This is a genomic window from Labedella endophytica, assembly GCF_003990045.1.
Taxonomy (GTDB): Bacteria; Actinomycetota; Actinomycetes; order Actinomycetales; family Microbacteriaceae; genus Labedella; species Labedella endophytica.
Map to the genome: position 1 here is coordinate 314,927 of NZ_RZGZ01000001.1, position 16,462 is coordinate 331,388.

17 protein-coding genes are annotated in these 16,462 nt (G+C 71.0%); 8 read left to right on the forward strand and 9 right to left on the reverse strand.

From position 1 onward, the window contains the following. Positions 1 to 66 precede the first annotated feature (66 nt). Together ELQ94_RS01490 and ELQ94_RS01495 are read left to right on the forward strand one after the other, a co-directional pair. A complete protein-coding gene (locus ELQ94_RS01490) occupies positions 67 to 585 on the forward strand; it encodes a DinB family protein (RefSeq protein WP_127046458.1) in 519 nt (172 codons plus the stop codon). Positions 586 to 642: 57 nt separating this feature from the next. Then, entirely contained in the window at positions 643 to 1,032 is a 390-nt protein-coding gene (locus ELQ94_RS01495; RefSeq protein WP_127047240.1) for a DUF5997 family protein, read from the forward strand. Positions 1,033 to 1,118: 86 nt separating this feature from the next. Here ELQ94_RS01495 and ELQ94_RS01500 read toward each other — a convergent pair whose 3' ends face one another. Next, complete coding sequence (locus ELQ94_RS01500) at positions 1,119 to 1,709, reverse strand: DoxX family protein (protein ID WP_243696811.1); 591 nt, start codon at positions 1,707 to 1,709, stop codon at positions 1,119 to 1,121. Positions 1,710 to 2,025: 316 nt separating this feature from the next. Between ELQ94_RS01500 and pflB the strand changes: the two genes are divergently transcribed. Continuing rightward, positions 2,026 to 4,314 (forward strand): formate C-acetyltransferase, encoded by a 2,289-nt coding sequence (pflB, locus tag ELQ94_RS01505; protein ID WP_127046460.1) that lies wholly within the window; start codon positions 2,026 to 2,028, stop codon positions 4,312 to 4,314. Between the two features lie 9 nt (positions 4,315 to 4,323). After that, positions 4,324 to 5,130 (forward strand): pyruvate formate-lyase-activating protein, encoded by an 807-nt coding sequence (gene pflA, locus ELQ94_RS01510; protein ID WP_208007501.1) that lies wholly within the window; start codon positions 4,324 to 4,326, stop codon positions 5,128 to 5,130. A gap of 35 nt (positions 5,131 to 5,165) precedes the next feature. Here the strand turns inward: pflA and ELQ94_RS01515 are convergent, their stop codons facing one another. Both ELQ94_RS01515 and deoC read right to left on the reverse strand, forming a co-directional pair. Further along, positions 5,166 to 6,032: an alpha/beta fold hydrolase gene (locus ELQ94_RS01515; RefSeq protein WP_166404621.1), complete on the reverse strand. Its 867-nt coding sequence runs from the start codon at positions 6,030 to 6,032 to the stop codon at positions 5,166 to 5,168. Between the two features lie 145 nt (positions 6,033 to 6,177). Then, positions 6,178 to 6,885, reverse strand: coding sequence for a deoxyribose-phosphate aldolase (gene deoC / locus ELQ94_RS01520; protein ID WP_127046464.1), 708 nt, complete (start codon positions 6,883 to 6,885; stop codon positions 6,178 to 6,180). Positions 6,886 to 7,064: 179 nt separating this feature from the next. On the opposite strand from deoC, the gene ELQ94_RS01525 reads away from it, so the two are divergent. Beyond that, positions 7,065 to 8,285, forward strand: coding sequence for a cobalamin-independent methionine synthase II family protein (locus ELQ94_RS01525; protein ID WP_127046466.1), 1,221 nt, complete (start codon positions 7,065 to 7,067; stop codon positions 8,283 to 8,285). A gap of 26 nt (positions 8,286 to 8,311) precedes the next feature. Here ELQ94_RS01525 and ELQ94_RS01530 read toward each other — a convergent pair whose 3' ends face one another. Continuing rightward, positions 8,312 to 9,217 carry a universal stress protein gene (locus tag ELQ94_RS01530; RefSeq protein WP_166404622.1) on the reverse strand — a complete coding sequence of 302 codons (906 nt, stop codon included), beginning with the start codon at positions 9,215 to 9,217 and terminating at the stop codon, positions 8,312 to 8,314. A gap of 255 nt (positions 9,218 to 9,472) precedes the next feature. On the opposite strand from ELQ94_RS01530, the gene ELQ94_RS01535 reads away from it, so the two are divergent. Next, positions 9,473 to 9,979, forward strand: a complete 507-nt coding sequence (locus ELQ94_RS01535) for a universal stress protein (RefSeq protein WP_127046470.1) — start codon at positions 9,473 to 9,475, stop codon at positions 9,977 to 9,979. Here ELQ94_RS01535 and ELQ94_RS01540 read toward each other — a convergent pair. From ELQ94_RS01540 to ELQ94_RS01560, 5 genes are all read right to left on the reverse strand, one after another. Then, on the reverse strand, positions 9,952 to 10,578 hold the full coding sequence (locus ELQ94_RS01540; RefSeq protein ID WP_127046472.1) for a response regulator: 627 nt from the start codon (positions 10,576 to 10,578) through the stop codon (positions 9,952 to 9,954). The genes ELQ94_RS01535 and ELQ94_RS01540 overlap by 28 nt on opposite strands. Next, on the reverse strand, positions 10,575 to 12,302 hold the full coding sequence (locus ELQ94_RS01545; RefSeq protein WP_127046474.1) for a sensor histidine kinase: 1,728 nt from the start codon (positions 12,300 to 12,302) through the stop codon (positions 10,575 to 10,577). The genes ELQ94_RS01540 and ELQ94_RS01545 overlap by 4 nt, the downstream gene beginning before the upstream one ends. A gap of 92 nt (positions 12,303 to 12,394) precedes the next feature. Next, positions 12,395 to 12,931: a pyridoxamine 5'-phosphate oxidase family protein gene (locus ELQ94_RS01550; RefSeq protein WP_127046476.1), complete on the reverse strand. Its 537-nt coding sequence runs from the start codon at positions 12,929 to 12,931 to the stop codon at positions 12,395 to 12,397. A gap of 59 nt (positions 12,932 to 12,990) precedes the next feature. Continuing rightward, positions 12,991 to 13,842, reverse strand: a complete 852-nt coding sequence (locus tag ELQ94_RS01555; RefSeq protein ID WP_166404623.1) for a universal stress protein — start codon at positions 13,840 to 13,842, stop codon at positions 12,991 to 12,993. Positions 13,843 to 13,964: 122 nt separating this feature from the next. Continuing rightward, positions 13,965 to 14,258, reverse strand: coding sequence for a hypothetical protein (locus ELQ94_RS01560; RefSeq protein ID WP_127046480.1), 294 nt, complete (start codon positions 14,256 to 14,258; stop codon positions 13,965 to 13,967). A gap of 458 nt (positions 14,259 to 14,716) precedes the next feature. On the opposite strand from ELQ94_RS01560, the gene ELQ94_RS01565 reads away from it, so the two are divergent. Both ELQ94_RS01565 and ELQ94_RS01570 read left to right on the forward strand, forming a co-directional pair. Continuing rightward, on the forward strand, positions 14,717 to 15,616 hold the full coding sequence (locus ELQ94_RS01565) for a glucose 1-dehydrogenase (protein ID WP_127046482.1): 900 nt from the start codon (positions 14,717 to 14,719) through the stop codon (positions 15,614 to 15,616). 56 nt (positions 15,617 to 15,672) lie between these two features. After that, a complete protein-coding gene (locus tag ELQ94_RS01570) occupies positions 15,673 to 16,416 on the forward strand; it encodes a glycosyltransferase family 2 protein (protein WP_243696812.1) in 744 nt (247 codons plus the stop codon). The last annotated feature ends 46 nt before the right edge of the window (positions 16,417 to 16,462 follow it).

The following is a 16,462-nucleotide window of genomic DNA, read 5'->3' on the forward strand; positions in this document are numbered from 1 at the left end:
GAAATCGCTCCCGGCTGACGGCTCCTCGACGGTGCCGGGGGTGTGCGTCCGGATAGCGTTGCGGCCATGCCGATCGTCCCCGACACCAAGAACTGGACCTGGGTCCTCGACGAGCCGTGCCCCGAGTGCGGCTTCGACCCCGAGGGCCTGACGTTCCGAGACGTCCCCGACCGCCTTCGCACGAACGCCGCCGCATGGCCGGCGGTGCTCGCTCGGCCGGAGGTGCGCGAGCGCCCGGACGACGGGACCTGGTCCGCCCTCGAGTACGGTGCGCACGTGCGCGACGTCTTCCGGATCTTCGACGGCCGCTTCCGCCTCATGCTCGAGCGGGATGATCCGGCGTTCCCGAACTGGGACCAGGACGCGACGGCGATCGAGGAGGACTACGCCGCGCAGGATCCCGCGGTCGTGGCGGACGATCTCGTCGCGGCGGCCGAGCGGCTCACGGCAGCGCTCGACGTCATCCCCGACACCGCTCTCGAGCGCACGGCGCTCCGCGGTGACGGTTCGCGCTTCACCGTTTCGTCCCTCGCGCGGTACCTGCTCCACGACCCCGAGCACCACCTCCACGACGTCACGCGCTGAGTCCGCCGGGGGAGGCGATACCCTGGGGACGTGAGTGAGCAGAAGAAGACCCAGACGATGAAGCCGGAGACGGCCGCCAAGAAGCTCGGGATCTACCTGCCCGCCGCCCCGACCGAGTTCCAGGAGGGGCCGCTGACGCGCGACGACTTCGTCGAGCTGCAGGCGAACCCGCCGGAGTGGCTCGCGGAATTGCGCCGCACGGGCCCCCACCCGCGCACCGAGGTGGCGCGCAAGCTCGGCATCTCCAACTCCGGTCTCGCCCGGGCCGAGGCCCCCGACGTGCTCACGACCGCCGAGATCAAGGCTCTCCTCGAGGAGATGCCGGAGTGGCTCGTGACGGAGCGCGCGACGTTCGCCGCCGTCCGTGAGGAGGCCGCGCTCGCCGCCGAGAAGAAGGCGGAGAAGGCGGCCAAGGCTGAGAAGGCCGCGAAGGCCGCACGGAACTGACGACTCGCTGATCGACGAAATGGACGGTGCCGCCGGGGGATCCCGGCGGCACCGTCCATTTCTCCTCGAGTCAGAGCCTCGAGGACTCAGACGAGCCAGCGCTGCGCCCGCACGAGGGGCAGGCTCTTCCACCAGGCGCCGATTCCCCAGGTGTCGCCGGCCGAGACGGCCGCGATCACGATGAGGGCGAGCGCGTAGATGATGTGGTAGTCGACGAGAGGGTTGGTCGAGGCGGCGTTGGCCATGAAGGGCCACTCCGCGACGTACATCAGGACCATGATGAGGGAGCCGACGACGGCGCTCACGCGGAGGCCGATCCCCGCCATCACCGCGACGCCGATGCCGAGCATGCCGGCCATGAACAACCAGTCGGTGAGGGGTGTCGCGAGACTCGCGAACACGTCCTTGAACGGACCGACGACCCCCTCGCTCATGAGGAAGCCCTGTGCGGGGGCGCCTCCGTTGACCCAGGCCCGCTCGACGGGGGTCGAGAAGCCGAGACCGAATGTCTTGTCGAGGAACGCCCACAGGAAGATGAACCCCGTGGCGAGGCGGAGCACGGCGAGGCTGCGACGACCGGTGGCCGTCGTGACGATGCTCTTCTCGGTGGCGAGGGCCAGCGGTTCGAGCGGAGCGGTCCGAGGGGTGGTGCTCACTCGAGGGGCTGTGGCGGTCATGGTGTCGTTCCTTTCAGAGGTGAAGCGGTGGGGTGGTCGTTCTCGGTGATCCTCAGTCTTCCGAGCCGCTCCGCTCGGCCCTAGGGTCCAAGGTCCCGCGACGTCCAGCGGCGGTTCGCGCATCCATCCGGCGACGGAGGGCACGCTTGAGGGCGGCCCATTCGTCGTTGTCGACTCTCTTGCTCACGGCGTGATCCTCTCGTCACGTCCGACTCTGCGCCGTCCGTGGGAGCGGGACGAGGGCCTTTCGTCCCGTGGGATGCGGTGGGCCCAAAGTCCCTGTCGGCGCGCGCGAGAGAGGCCTAGCGTCGGCCTCATGACGATCAGTGAGATCCCCATCGACGCTCTCCCCGCCGACACGCTCGCAGCCGATACGGCGCTCGACGCCTGGCGCGGGTTCCCCCGCGGGCCCTGGACGGAACGCATCGACCTCCGCGACTTCATCCAGCGCACGTTCACGCCGTACGCCGGTGACGCCGCCTTCCTGAGGGGTGCGACCCCGCGAACGACGGCCGTATGGAATCGCGTCTCTGCCCTCTTCCCCGCCGAACGCGAGCGCGGCGTGCTCGACGTCGACGCCTCGACGCCCTCGACGATCACCTCCCACGCCCCCGGATACATCGACGAGGCCAACGAGATCATCGTCGGCCTCCAGACGGACGCGCCGCTGAAGCGCGCCATCATGCCCTTCGGTGGCTGGCGTCTCGTCGCGAACGCCCTCGAGACCTACGGTTACGAGGTGCCGGCCGATCTCGAGAAGATCTTCACGACGTATCGCAAGACGCACAACGACGGTGTCTTCGACGTGTACCCGCCGGCCGTGAAGCGGGCGCGCCACAGCCACCTCATCACCGGTCTGCCCGACGCCTACGGCCGCGGACGCATCATCGGCGACTACCGCCGGGTCGCGCTCTACGGAGTCGATCGACTCATCGAGGCGAAGCGAGAGGAGCGCGCCCGGCTCGACGAGCTGACCTCCTCCGAACACGTCATCCGCGACCGCGAGGAGAACGCCGAACAGATCCGCGCGCTCCGCGAGCTCATCGCGATGGCCGCGTCCTACGGTTTCGACGTCTCGAGGCCGGCCGCGAACGCGCGGGAGGCCGTGCAGTGGCTCTACTTCGCCTACCTCGGGGCGGTGAAGGAGCAGAACGGCGCCGCGATGTCGTTCGGACGGAACACGGCGTTCCTCGACGCCTACATCGAACGGGACGTCGCCGAGGGCTTCCTCGACGAGACCGAGGCGCAGGAGCTCATCGACGATCTCGTGATCAAGCTGCGCATCGTGCGCTTCCTCCGCACGCCGGAGTACGACGCCCTCTTCTCGGGCGACCCCACCTGGGTGACCGAGACCATCGGAGGGATCGGAGAGGACGGACGCCCCCTCGTCACCCGGACCGCCTTCCGGTTCCTGCAGACCCTCTACAACCTCGGACCCGCTCCGGAACCGAACCTCACCGTTCTCTGGTCGGATGCGCTCCCCGAGGGGTTCAAGACGTTCTGCGCTCGCGTGTCGATCGACACCTCGGCGATCCAGTACGAGTCCGACGCCCTCATCCGCGACAGCTGGGGCGACGACGCGGCGATCGCGTGCTGCGTCTCACCCATGCGCGTCGGGAAGCAGATGCAGTTCTTCGGAGCCCGCGTCAACATCGCGAAGGCGCTGCTCTACGCGGTCAACGGCGGGCGCGACGAACTGACCGGCGAACTCGTGGTCCCGGGGCGCGAGCCCCTCGCTGGCGACGTCCTCGACTACGACACCGTGTGGCCCGCCTACCTCGAGTTGCTCGAATGGCTCGCCGGCGTGTACATCGACGCGCTCAACTGCATCCATGTCATGCACGACAAGTACGCATACGAACGGCTCGAGATGGCGCTGCACGACGGGGAGGTCCTCCGCACCATGGCGTGCGGGATCGCCGGCCTGTCGGTGGTCGTCGACTCGCTGTCCGCCCTCCGCTACGCCCGCGTCACGGCGGTCCGCGACGACCGCGGACTCGTCGTCGACTACGCGGTAGAGGGGGACTTCCCCACCTTCGGGAACGACGACGATCGGGCCGACGACATCGCGGTCGAGGTGGTCGAACGCTTCATGGCGATGCTCAGGACCCACCCGACCTACCGCGATGCGGTGCACACCCAGTCGGTGCTCACGATCACGTCGAACGTCGTCTACGGCAAGACCACGGGCAACACGCCGGACGGTCGCCGCGCGGGTGCCCCGTTCGCCCCGGGAGCCAACCCCATGAACGGTCGAGACACGCACGGCATGCTCACGTCGGCGCTCAGCGTCGCGAAGCTGCCATACGAGTCCGCTCAGGACGGGATCTCCCTCACGACGACGGTGGTCCCGACCGGCCTCGGCCACACACCGGAGGAACGGGCGCACAACCTGGTGGGCCTGCTCGACGCCTACACGGGCGCGGGCGGTTACCACCTCAACGTCAACGTGCTCACACGCGAAACGCTCGAGGACGCGATGGCACACCCCGAGAACTACCCGCAGCTCACGATCCGGGTGTCGGGATACGCCGTGAACTTCGTCCGGCTCACACCGGAGCAGCAACGCGACGTCATCAGCCGCACCTTCCACGGCTCGGTCTAGGCGGACACCGTGACGACCAGGACTCGGATCCCCGTGGGCCTCGGAAGAGAGCCTGCTCGGTCACCGGAACTCGAGGCCCGGCGCACGGGCGACGCCGGGATCGTGCACTCGTGGGAACTCGTGACGGCCGTCGACGGCCCCGGAACGCGGATGACGCTCTTCCTCTCGGGCTGCCCGTTGCGCTGCCAGTACTGCCAGAACCCCGACACGTGGCACATGCGCGACGGCACGCACACGACCCTCGACACGATCGTCGAGCGCGTGGCGCGCTACCGGTCGGTGTTCGCGGCGACCGGGGGAGGTCTCACCATCTCGGGCGGCGAACCGCTCATGCAGCCGACGTTCGTGGAACGGATCTTCGCGGCGTGCCGCGCGATGGGGGTGCACACGGCGCTCGACACGTCGGGCAACCTCGGCGCGCGTGCCTCCGATGCGCTCCTCGACGACACGGACCTCGTGCTCCTCGACGTGAAGTCGGGGCTCGCGGAGACCTACTGGCAGGTGACGACGCGCGAGCTCGCGCCGACCGTCGCCTTCGGGGACCGCCTCTCGGCACGGGGGAATCGGATCTGGGTGCGTTTCGTGCTCGTGCCCGGCCTCACCGACGGCTTCGACAACGTCGAGGCGGTCGCGGAGATCGTCTCGCGCTGGCCGACGGTCGAGCGCGTCGAGGTGCTGCCGTTCCACCAGATGGGGTCGTCCAAGTGGGAGCGGCTCGGCGTGCCGTACACGCTCGCCGACACGAGGCCGCCGGACGATGCCCTCGTCGAGCGCGTGCGGGGACAGTTCCGGTCCCGGGGCCTCACCGTCTGGTGAGCCGCCCGGGCAAGGGCGTGGCCGCGGGCGCGGGGTCAGCCCTCGAGCTGTCGGACGATCGCCTCGGCCACGGCGGACGGTGCCTCACGGGGGATGAAGTGGCCGAGACCGTCGAGTTCGATCAGCCGCCGGCCGGCCGAGAACAGGGAGGCGTTCGTCCGGGCCGGCGGCAGGGTCTCACAGCCGTCCTCGGTCCCGATGAGGAAGGTCGTCGGCACGTCGATCGTCGGCCAGGTGTCCAGGAGCGCCTGCGTCTGCGCGTAGACCGACGAACCGGCGGCTTCGCCGGCCCCGTGGCGGTAGTAGTGCACGACCGTGTCGGCGAATTGGGGTGTGTCGACCGCGGTGAGGATGCGACTCATCTCGGCGCTCGGGAGCTCGAGTCGCGGCGACCAGTCGTCCCACGCCCAGCGGACGAGCGCCTGGGGATTCGCGCGGAAGGCATCGGCGCCCGCGGAGGTGCAGAGCCAGTAGCGATACCACGCGACGGACGCGTCGTGCAGCCGCTCGCGCGGGGTGAGGTCGGAACCGGGGCCGTACGCGGTGGAGATCGTCACGAGCCTGTCGACGAGCGCGGGAGAGATCGATGCGGCAGCGTGCGCGGCGCGCGCGCCCCAGTCGTGTCCGACGAGGACGACCGGGCCCACCTCGAGGGCCCGGATGAGGTCGAGCAGGTCCGTGGCCAGTGCGGCGACCTGCCCGGATCGAGCGAGCGGGTCGATGACACGGCTGCGGCCGACCCCGCGGAGAGTCGGCCGGATGACGCGCAGACCCTCCGGGAGCGCCGCCACGACGCCGTCCCAGGTCGAGGGTTCATCCGGGAATCCGTGGACGAGCACGACGGGGCGGCCGTCGGTCGGGCCCTCGTCGAGGTACTCCAGTTCGGCGTGCGGAGTGCGCATGATCGGCATCGGACTGCTCCTGACCGTGGGGAGAGGTGAGGGTGGGCTCAGACGAGGAGGACGGGACCACCGTATCGGGCGACCCGGACGTCATGGGTCGTGAGGGTCGCCCGTTCCCCGCGGGCATGCGCGACGAGGAGAGAACTCAGTAGGCGTCGGGGGTGGACGGGGCGGGGGATTCTCCCGCCGCCTCCGCGAGGATCGCGCGCGTTCCGGAGAGGCCGAGGCGCGTCGCGCCCGCATCGATCATGGCCTGCGCGTCGGCGAGGCTGCGGATGCCGCCGCTCGCCTTCACCTCGGCCGCGTCGCCGACGGTCTGCTTCATGAGACGCACGGCGTGCACGGTCGCTCCGCCGGCGGGGTGGAAGCCCGTGGAGGTCTTGACGAAGTCGGCGCCGGCGGCGACGGCCGCGCGGCAGGCTCCGACGATCTCGTCGTCGGTGAGCGCGGCGGACTCGATGATCACCTTGAGGATTCGCGGGGCCGGGATCGCGCCCCGGACGGAGGCGATGTCGGCCTCGACGAGGTCGAACCGGCCGGCCTTCGCCGCTCCGATGTCGATGACCATGTCGATCTCATCCGTGCCGCGCCCGACGGCCTCGATCGCCTCGGCGGTCTTGACGGCCGTCGTGTGCTTGCCCGAGGGGAAGCCGACGACGACGGCGACGGCCAGATCGGCGCCCGTCGGGATGTCGAGGGGCAGGAACGACGGAGACACGCAGACCGAGAATGCGCCGAGTTCGACGGCCTCGTCGATGTGGGCGGCGATGTCGGCCGCGGTCGTCTCGGGCTTCAGCAGGGTGTGGTCGACGATTCGCGCGAGGCGCGTGGACGGGGAGGTGAGCGTGGACATGGGGCCTTCCGGGCAGCGGTGGTGGGTGTGCCGCGACGCTGCGGAGGGTGACTCCCCATTTTACGGGGTGGGGCGTGTGTGACGGACGGTGACCTCCGGGGGTGACGGCGGAGGTGGGGCGCGGGAGGATGACTGCACCGACGCGCCGAAGCCGGCGCCCGATCGACGGAGGACTGGCGATGACCACGCGCAGGATCGAGACCACCCACGCCGGCAGCCTGCCGCGCACCCCGGAACTGATCGCCGCGAACGACGCGCGCCGCCTCGCGGACGACGGCTTCACGCTCGAGCGGACAGACGAGTTCGAGCGCCTGCTGACGGACGCCGTCGCGGACCTCGTGCGCCGGCAGCTCGATCTCGGAATCACGATCGTCGGCGACGGCGAATACGGCAAGGCCATGACGAGCGCCGTCGACTACGGCGCGTGGTGGTCGTACTCGTTCCAGCGGGTGGCGGGTCTCTCGGTGACGGGATCCGACATCTTCTCCCAGCAGCCCGTGCGCTCGGCTCCTGGCGACGTGCGGCTCACGAGCTTCCCCGACCGGCGCGACTGGACGATCTTCGCCGACGCCTACCAGGACCCGACGTCCGGCATCTCGACCGGGAACACGGCCACCGCGTTCCCGTCGACGACCGGCCCGCTCTCGTACGTGGGACACGAGGCGATCGCCTCCGACATCGCGAACCTGAAAGCGGCGCTCGCCGAGACCGGGGCGCAGGAGGGCTTCATCACCTCCCTCTCACCGGGCAGCGGCGCGCGCATCGCGAACGACCACTACGCCACCGACGAGGAGCACATCTGGGCGTGGGCCGACGTCCTCCGCGAGGAATACACCGCGATCCTCGACGCGGGACTGACCCTGCAGATCGACGACCCGTCGATCGCGGAGAACTGGGACCAGATCAACCCGGAGCCGAGCGTCGAAGACTACCGCGCCTTCACGCGCATCCGCGTGGAGGCGCTCAACTACGCGCTCCGCGACCTGCCCCAGGACCGCATCCGCTTCCATCTGTGTTGGGGATCGTGGCACGGCCCTCACACGACGGACATCGAGTTCCGCCACATCGCGGACCTCATGCTCGCGATCGACGCCGGCCAGTACTCGTTCGAAGCGGCCAACGTGCGTCACGCCCACGAGTGGAAGATCTGGCGGGACCTCGAACTCCCCGCCGGCAAGAAGATCCTGCCCGGTGTCGTCTCGCACGCGACGAACGTGGTGGAGCACCCGGAGCTCGTCGCCGACCGCATCGAGGCGTTCGCGTCGCTCGTCGGCGCCGAGAACGTCATCGCGTCCACCGACTGCGGGCTCGGCGGACGCATCCACCCGCAGATCGCCGTCGCGAAGCTCGCCTCCCTCGGCGAGGGAGCACGCCTCGCCTCGGAGCGGCTGTTCGGGTGACGCCGGATCATCTCGTCCCGGGCTGATCAGTCCGACACGTCCAGGTCCGATGTGTCGCTGGAGACCACGAGGCGTTCGCTCGCCGCGTCGATCCCGGCGATGAACACGACGGAGGGCGCGTGGGAGAGGACCCGGTGACACGTCGTGCCCAGAGGATTGAGCTCGGGGGACCGCGACCGTCCGAGGACGAGCAGCGAGGCGTCGCCGGCGAGCTCGACGAGTTTCTCGACGGGATCGCCGACGACGCCGCGGACCGCGATGGCGGTCGCGTCGTCCGCCGTGCGCGCGACGGCACGTTCGATGGCGGCGAGGACCCGGTCGGCACTCGACCCGCGGTGCGGAGAGCAGTGGACGAGCAGGAGCGGCTCGCCGAGGAGTGCGGCCTCCCGTCTCCCGGCCTCGATCAGGGTCTCGATGTCGGTGACCGTCTCGACGCCCACGACCACCCCCGAGCGGTGATCCCCGAGCCGCGGCGGGACCACGACGACGGAGCACCGGGCGGCCGCCGCGATCTGCACGCTGCGCGATCCGAGCACGCGGTCACCGCCGGGATGGCCGACGGGTGTGCCGACCACGAGGAGGTCTGCCGGCCCGACGGCGCGGGACAGCGCCCAGGACACCGGTCCGTGCACGACCTCGAGATCGATCGTCGTCTCGGGGGCCTCGGCGCGAGCGGTTTGGGCGACGGACGCGATCCTCTCGGAGGCCTCCCGCGTGACGGTTCGGGCGTAGTCGGCTCCCATGGACCCGGCCTCCTCCTCGACCACCGTCACGAGCCGGAGGGCGTCGCCGGTGCGGCGGGAACGATCGAGTGCCCAGGCGAGGGCGACGGACGACTCGACCGACGCGTCGACACCCACGCCGATGCACGTGGACGCCTCCGTCCTCGACGTGCGCGGTTTGGGCGTCTCGGTGGTTCGTGTGGTGGTCATCGGAGATCCTCCTCGATCGACAGTGACAGTGACGAGGCCCTGCGGCCGGTCGTCTTCAGGATGACCGGCCGGCCGCATCTCGCCCAGGGCCGAACGTCCCGTGGGTCGAACGGGTGATCGGCCAGTCCCTGTGGGTGCCGTGCTCGTCCTGGCGCCGGAGCGGGACCAAAGACTCTGTCCCATTCGCACCGCTCGGCGGATGATCGACGGAGGTGGGCGACGAGGCCCGTGCATTCGACGGAGGACGGGAAGACGATGAGCCGCGAAACGGGACAGGCAATGGAGGACGGGGCGGACGGGCCGCTCGTCGTCGGACACGACGGCTCATCGGGGGCGGATGCGGCTCTCGCCGCCGCACTCGACCTCGCGACGCATCTCGGTGCCCACGTCGAGGTGGTGCGCTCGTGGACGATCGACACCGCCCCGCCGGGGGCGATCTTCGTCGAGGGGTACGCGGCACCGCTCACGGACGTCGACGAGGTCGTGCGCGCTCGCCTCGAGAAGGACAGTGCGGCGATCGTGGCCCGGTATCCGGGCGTCGCCGTCTCGTACCGAGGTGTCCTCGGACACGCGGCAGAGGTGTTGCTGCGGTCCGCGCACCCGGCGCGGATGCTCATCGTCGGCTCGCGCGGTCGCGGCGGTTTCGCGTCGCTGCTCCTCGGGTCCGTGAGCGATCAATGCGTGCGGCACGCGGCATGCCCGGTGCTCGTCGTCCCCGCGGTCTCGAGCCCGCGTCAGGGCGTGCGGCGCTCCGCCCCGTAGACGGCGGCCTGGGTGCGGCGTTCCATCCCGAGCTTGTCGAGCAGGGACGACACGTAGTTCTTGACCGTCTTCTCCGCGAGGCCCAGCTGTTCGCCGATCTGGCGGTTCGTCAGCCCGTCGGCGATGTGGTCGAGCACCTGCCGTTCGCGGAGGGACAGGGCGATTTCGATCCGGTCGGGCGGGGGAGCCGCCTCCGTGACGATCGAGCGCCTCACGTGCGGATCGATGAGCTTGAGTCCAGCGGCCACGGCGCGGATGCTCTCGACGAGCTTCGCCCCGCGGATGTCCTTCAGCACGTAACCCGCTGCTCCGGCCAGGGCCGCGGCGAACATCGCGTCGTCGTCGTCGTACGCGGTGAGGATGAGGCAGTGCACCTCTGGGTGGGCCGAGCGGATGTCGCGGCACACGTCGATGCCGCTGCCATCGGGCAGGCGCACGTCGATGACGGCGACGTCGGGGATGGTCGCGGCGATGCGCGCTCGGGCCTCCCTGGCGGTCGACGCCTCCCCGATCACCTCGAGATCGGGTTCCCGTCCGAGGAGGCCGGCGACCCCCTGCCGCACCACTTCGTGATCGTCGATGAGGAATACCGTCGTCATGCGCGTCTCCCGGATGAAGTGGTGAGTGGGACGAACCACTCGAGGATGGATCCGCTCGGCTCCCGCGGGCCGAGGCTCGCGCCGCCGCCCCAGCGGGCGGCGCGCTCGGCGAGATTCGCGGTGCCGCTGCGCCGCGACGCCCCCGCCGGTCCCCGGCCGTCGTCCTCCACGAGGACGAGCAGCCGGTCGGGCTCCGCGGTGACGCTCACGGTGGCCGAGGCCGCGTGGGCGTGCCTCGCCACGTTCGCGAGTCCCTCCGAGACGACGGCGAGCAGATCGTCGATCATGTCCTCCGGCACCGTCGAGTCGATCGGGCCGGTGAGGAGGAGCCGGGCGGACGGACCGCCGGTGTGGTCGTGCCCCGTCACGACGTCCATGATGCGGTGCTTGACCGACTCCCGCGGACGCCGCGACGTCAGGGCGAAGATCGCGGTGCGGATCGATCCGATCGCGTCGTCGAGGGCCGTGACCTGCTCGTCGATCCGCTCGCGGACCCGATCGTCGTCGATCTCGGACCCGACGGCCTGCAGGCTGAGGCCCGCGCCGAAGAGGCGCTGGATGACGTGATCGTGCAGGTCGCGCGCGATCCGGCCGCGGTCCTGCAGCACCGAGAGCTTCTCCCGCGCGGCGCGACCCTGCTCGAGGGAGAGCGCGATCGCGCACTGGTCGGCGAAGTCCGAGGCGAGCTCGAGGTCGGAGTCCGAGAAGCGGGGGCGTCCGGCGGAGCGGGAAATCGTGAGGGTGCCGATCGTCGTGTCATCGGCGTGCAGAGGGATCACCATGCTCGGCCCGAGCAGGACGGTGACGCCCGGCTCGTTCGTCGAGACCGCACCGAGGTCGTCGAGGCGGAGGGGGGCTCCCGAGTCGAGCGCGCGAGCGGAGACGCTGCCCTCCCGCGGGAACACGAGGGTGCGGAACCGGTCGCCGTCCACGCCGCCGACGGTGTCGACCACGAGCAGGTCGTCGCGGTGGGGGAGCACGACGCACACGACCTCGGCGTCGGCGAGCTGCGCGGTCGTCTCCGCGATGGTCGAGAGGGCGTCGTCGCGACCGCCGGAGAGGAGGGACGCCGCGATCTGGGCGGAGGCCGCGCTCCACTGCTGCCGCCGCCGGGTCTCCTGGAAGAGCCGGGCGTTGTCGATCGCGACGCCCGCCGTGGCCGCGAGGCCGATGAGCAGCTCCTGGTCCTCCTCGGAGAACCCGCCATCCGTGTGCTCCGTCAAATAGATGTTGCCGAAGACCTCGTCGCGCACACGGATGGGGACCCCGAGGAAGCTGTCCATGGGCGGATGCCCCTCGGGGAAACCGCTCGAGCGGCTGTCACCGGAGAGGTGCTCGAGGCGGATGGGGCGCGGGTCGTCGATGAGAGCGCCGAGGAGGCCGCGGCCGTGCGGGTAGTGGCCGATGACGTCGGGGAGATCGGGCTCGCCGCCCACGTGGATGAACCGCTCGAGCCCGCCCTCCGGGCTGATGACGCCGAGGGCGCCGTACCGGGCGTGCACGAGGTCGACGGCTGCCTCCACGATCGTGCGGAGGACGCGCTCGAGGTCGAGTTCGTCCACCATCGCGCGATTCGCGGTGATGAGGGCCCGCAGCCGTTCCTGTGACTGGAGCACGCGCTCGGCCCACTCCGTGCGATCGGGGGATGTCGCGCCGTCTGTGGAGGCTGCGAAGCCGGGGGAGTCGGAGGGCTCCGCGGAGTCCCTGTCGCGCGATTCGTGCACGTCGTCGCCTCCGAGCCGTCGTGTCTCCCGCGATCGGTCACGGCGGGGACTCCCCCAGTATGGTCCGTCCGCCCTCCGCTGTCCGCTCGTACTCAGGGTCGGTGATCCCTCGGTCCGGACGTGACGTCGCCTCCGGGAGGCGGCAACCGCGGGATGTGCACGGGCTTGCGGTCGATGGAGGGCACCTCGTCGTCCGAGGACACCGGCGTCGAGACGGTCCGCGCGTCGCGGAAGCGGCGGCCCGAGATCGACGTCGGCACGAGGCGCACGACGATGGATTTGTCACCGGCCTGCGCGGGTGCGATCTCGTCGAGCGGGGCGTCGTCGAGCAGGCGCACGGCGGACGCCGCGGCCCGCATGACGACGCTCCAGCGGAACGCGCCGTCCCAGCCGTCGGCCTCGAACGCGACCGTCGGTGTGCGCACGACGCCGCTGAGCTTCGACCCCGGGTCCGTCCGGAAGTAGAGGTGACCGGACCGGACCACGTGATTCACGGGGAAGACGTCGGGTGCACCGTCGGTGCCCTCCATGGCCAGGCGTCCCAGGTCGGCCCGCTCCAGCAGGCGCCAGCATTCGGCCGTCGTCAGGTGCTCGATCGTGTCGGTGATGCTCTCGTCGTCGCGGCTCATGATCGAATCCTCACCGGGTCGGCCCGCCGATCCCAGGGCCGAACGTCCCGTCGTACCGGCTAGCGCAGAGCGGAGGGGGACGGAACGGCGCCCACGACGACCGTCGCGACACCGAGGTTCAACAGCACGTCGTGGGTCACCCGGCCGATCGATGAGGGGTGGGCGTCCCCCTGCGAGCGTCCGACCACGAGGAGCGCGGCGCGCGTCGAGGCGCGGATGAGTGCCTGGGCGGGGTCGCCGTGCACGATGCGGGACCGCACGCGGAGGTCGGGGTCGAGGTCCGCGACGCGTCGACGGGCGCGGGCCACGGCGGCGGACGCGTCAGCGTCCTCCGTTCCGCTACGGAACCGCCCGAGGGTGCGGGTCGACGGCACGCACCGGACGAGGATCAGCTCCTGCGCCTCCGCGCGGGCGTGGCGCACGCCGAACTCGAGGGCCGTCCGACCGTCGGGGGACTCGTCGACGCCCACGACCACACCGGCGCGTACCGGATCGCCCGTCGGCGGGACGACGACGACGGGAGCGGCCGCCGCCGCGGCGAGCTGGAGTGACCGCGAGCCGAAGGACGCACCGCGGAGGAAGCCGGTCTTGTGCGATCCGACGACGATCTGCCGCGCGGCGGGGTAGCCGTCGACGAGGGACCACACCGGATCCCCGTCCGTGACGTCCGTGTCGATGGTCACTCCGGGAGCGGCGCTCGCCGCGATCCCGCGCTCGGTCTCGAGCAGGGCGCGAGCGTCGCGCAGGGCGGAGTCGTCCGGCCCGTCGCCGACTCCCGTCCGGCTCCCGTCGAGGACGTGCACGATGAGCAACCGGCTGCGGGAGCGCTCCGCTCGCGCAGCGGCCCACCGCAGTGCCGCGTGCGAGGGCTGGGAGCCGTCGACACCGACGACGATCGTGTTGTCGTCCACCGCGGGCCTCCGTCCGTCCGGAGTCGCGCGCACCCACCGGTGCGGTCTGCTCGTCCTCTTCCAGTCTCCGTCCGGGACGGGTCCGAGGCGAGGGACCTTCGTCCCGCGGTGGCCCGACGGCGTCATCGCGCGGCGGCCAGACGCCGGGACCATTCGGCCAGGGGGAAAGCATCGGTGAGGAGAGCGGCGAGGGCGAGACGCCGGAACGCGGAGTCCCCGGAACCATGTGGGAGCGAGTCCCCGTCGGGGATCCCGACGGCCACCCCGTCGACGGACACGAGGTGGCCGAGTTCGGCGTCGGGGTCCCCGGCGAGCGCGGCCCCCGTCACGATCGAGATGCGCTCGGTGCCGAACCGGTCGACGAGCAGGCGCACGGCTGTGCGCGTGAGCGGTGCGGCGCCGACGGGGAACGACACGAGCGTGCGATTCCCGCCACGATGCTCGCGGCGACGGCCTCCACCACGTGCCGGCGCGCCGCGAGAGGGGAGACGCACAGCACCACGACGCCGAGGGGCGAGCGGTCGGTCGCCCGTTCCGAACGACGGGGGCGGCGGGCGACGATACACACGGGGCCGTCGGGGCCCGGGGCGATCGCGGGAAGGGTGATCGATCGGGAACCGGCCGATGGAGAGCCGGCCGAGGCGAAGTGGGGGTCGAGCAGGGAGTGCACCACTGGTCCTTTCGTGGGAACCCCTGAAGTCTTCCCAGGGGCCACAGACGCGACCAGGGACCTTGGTCCTGCGGGCCCACGACGGTTCTGGGCCTACCACCCGCGCGGGAGGGCTGACAATGGGGAGGCGGGCGTTCCGCCCGGTCGTAGCGTGGAGACGCATCACCCCGAGTACGACCGACGAACGCGACAGAGGGAGACACCATGACCACCGATCAGTACACCTTCGACGACCCGACCACGCGCTACCCCTCGATCACCCCCTCCTCGAACGAGGACCAGCCGGAGCCCGGCCTCGACGCCCAGCTCGGCCCGCAGGCCGACCTCGGCGAGCTCACCTACCGGGGCACCGGTCGGCTCGCGGGACGCCGCGCCATCGTCACGGGCGGGGATTCCGGCATCGGAGCCGCCACCGCGATCGCCTTCGCGCGTGAAGGCGCCGACGTCCTCATCTCCTATCTGCCCGAGGAGGAGGAGGATGCGCAGCGCATCGTCGGCCTCATCGAGGACGCCGGCCGGAAGGCCGTCGCAGCTCCCGGCGATCTCCGTGATCCCGCCTACTGCCAGGACATCGTGACGCAGGCCGTCGAGGCCTTCGGCGGCCTCGACATCCTCGTGAACAACGCGGGCAAGCAGGTCGCGCAGGAGTCCCTCGAGGACATCGACGACGACCAGCTGATCGACACCTTCGACACGAACATCCTCGCGATGTTCCGGATCACGCGCGCGGCCCTCGCCCACATGCCCGCCGGTTCCACCATCATCAACACGACGTCGGTGCAGGCGTACACGCCGTCCCCGACCCTCGTGGACTACGCCTCGACGAAGGCCGCCATCAACAACTTCACGAAGGGGCTCGCGCAGCAGCTCGCGCCGAAGGGCATCCGCGTGAACGCCGTCGCGCCGGGCCCGATCTGGACGCCGCTGCAGGTGTCCGACGGGCAGCCCAAGGAGGACCTGCCCGAGTTCGGCAAGGGTATGCCCCTCGGCCGGGCCGGCCAGCCCGCCGAGCTCGCCCCGGCATACGTGTTCCTCGCGTCCGCTGAGTCGAGCTACGTGGTCGGCGAGACCCTCAACGTCAACGGCGGGGCTCCGACGCCGTGAGTGGTGATTCCCCGGCACCACCCGGACACGCGCGGCGGGCCATCGGGCCGCCGCGCGTGTCGGTCGTCATCCCCGTGAAGGACGACGCCGACCACCTCCGGGTGTGCCTCGCTGCGCTCGCCGCGCAGACCGTTGCGCCGTTCGAGGTCATCGTGGTGGACAACGCGAGCGTCGACGACAGTGCGGCGGTCGCCGCCGCCGGCGGGGCGAGCGTCGTGTTCGAGCCGCACCCGGGCATCGCGGCGGCGGCGAGTACGGGCTACGACGCGGCCCTCGGCGACATCATCGCCCGGATCGACGCCGATTCGGAACCGCCGGCGGGGTGGATCGAACGCATCGTCGCGGACCTCGCCGACCCCGAGGTGCACGCGGTGACCGGTCCCGGCACGTTCCCCGACCTGAGCGGCCCGGCGGTGCACCTGGCCCGCTACCTCTACATGGAGGCGTATTTCCTGCTCGTGGGCAGCGCGCTCGCCCACTGGCCGCTCTTCGGATCGAACTTCGCGATGCGCGCGTCCGCCTGGCGCGCGGTGCGGTGCGCGGTGCGGCGCGACGACCCCGAGGTGCACGACGACATGGACCTCAGCGTCGTACTCGGGCGGCACCACCGGATCCGACTGGACCGCGAACTGACCATGCCGATCTCCGCCCGGCCGTTCTCGGGTCTCGCCTCGATGTGGACGCGCAACCGTCGCGCCTTCCACACGCTGCGGGTCGGCGGCCGGGATGCCTCGCCCGTGCGCCGCTGGCGCGCGCGCATCCGCGGGCGTTGGCCCGTCGCGCTTCCCTCCGCCGACTGACCGCGATCCGAGCGAACTGGTACGTCAGGAGGACGCGCGATCACCC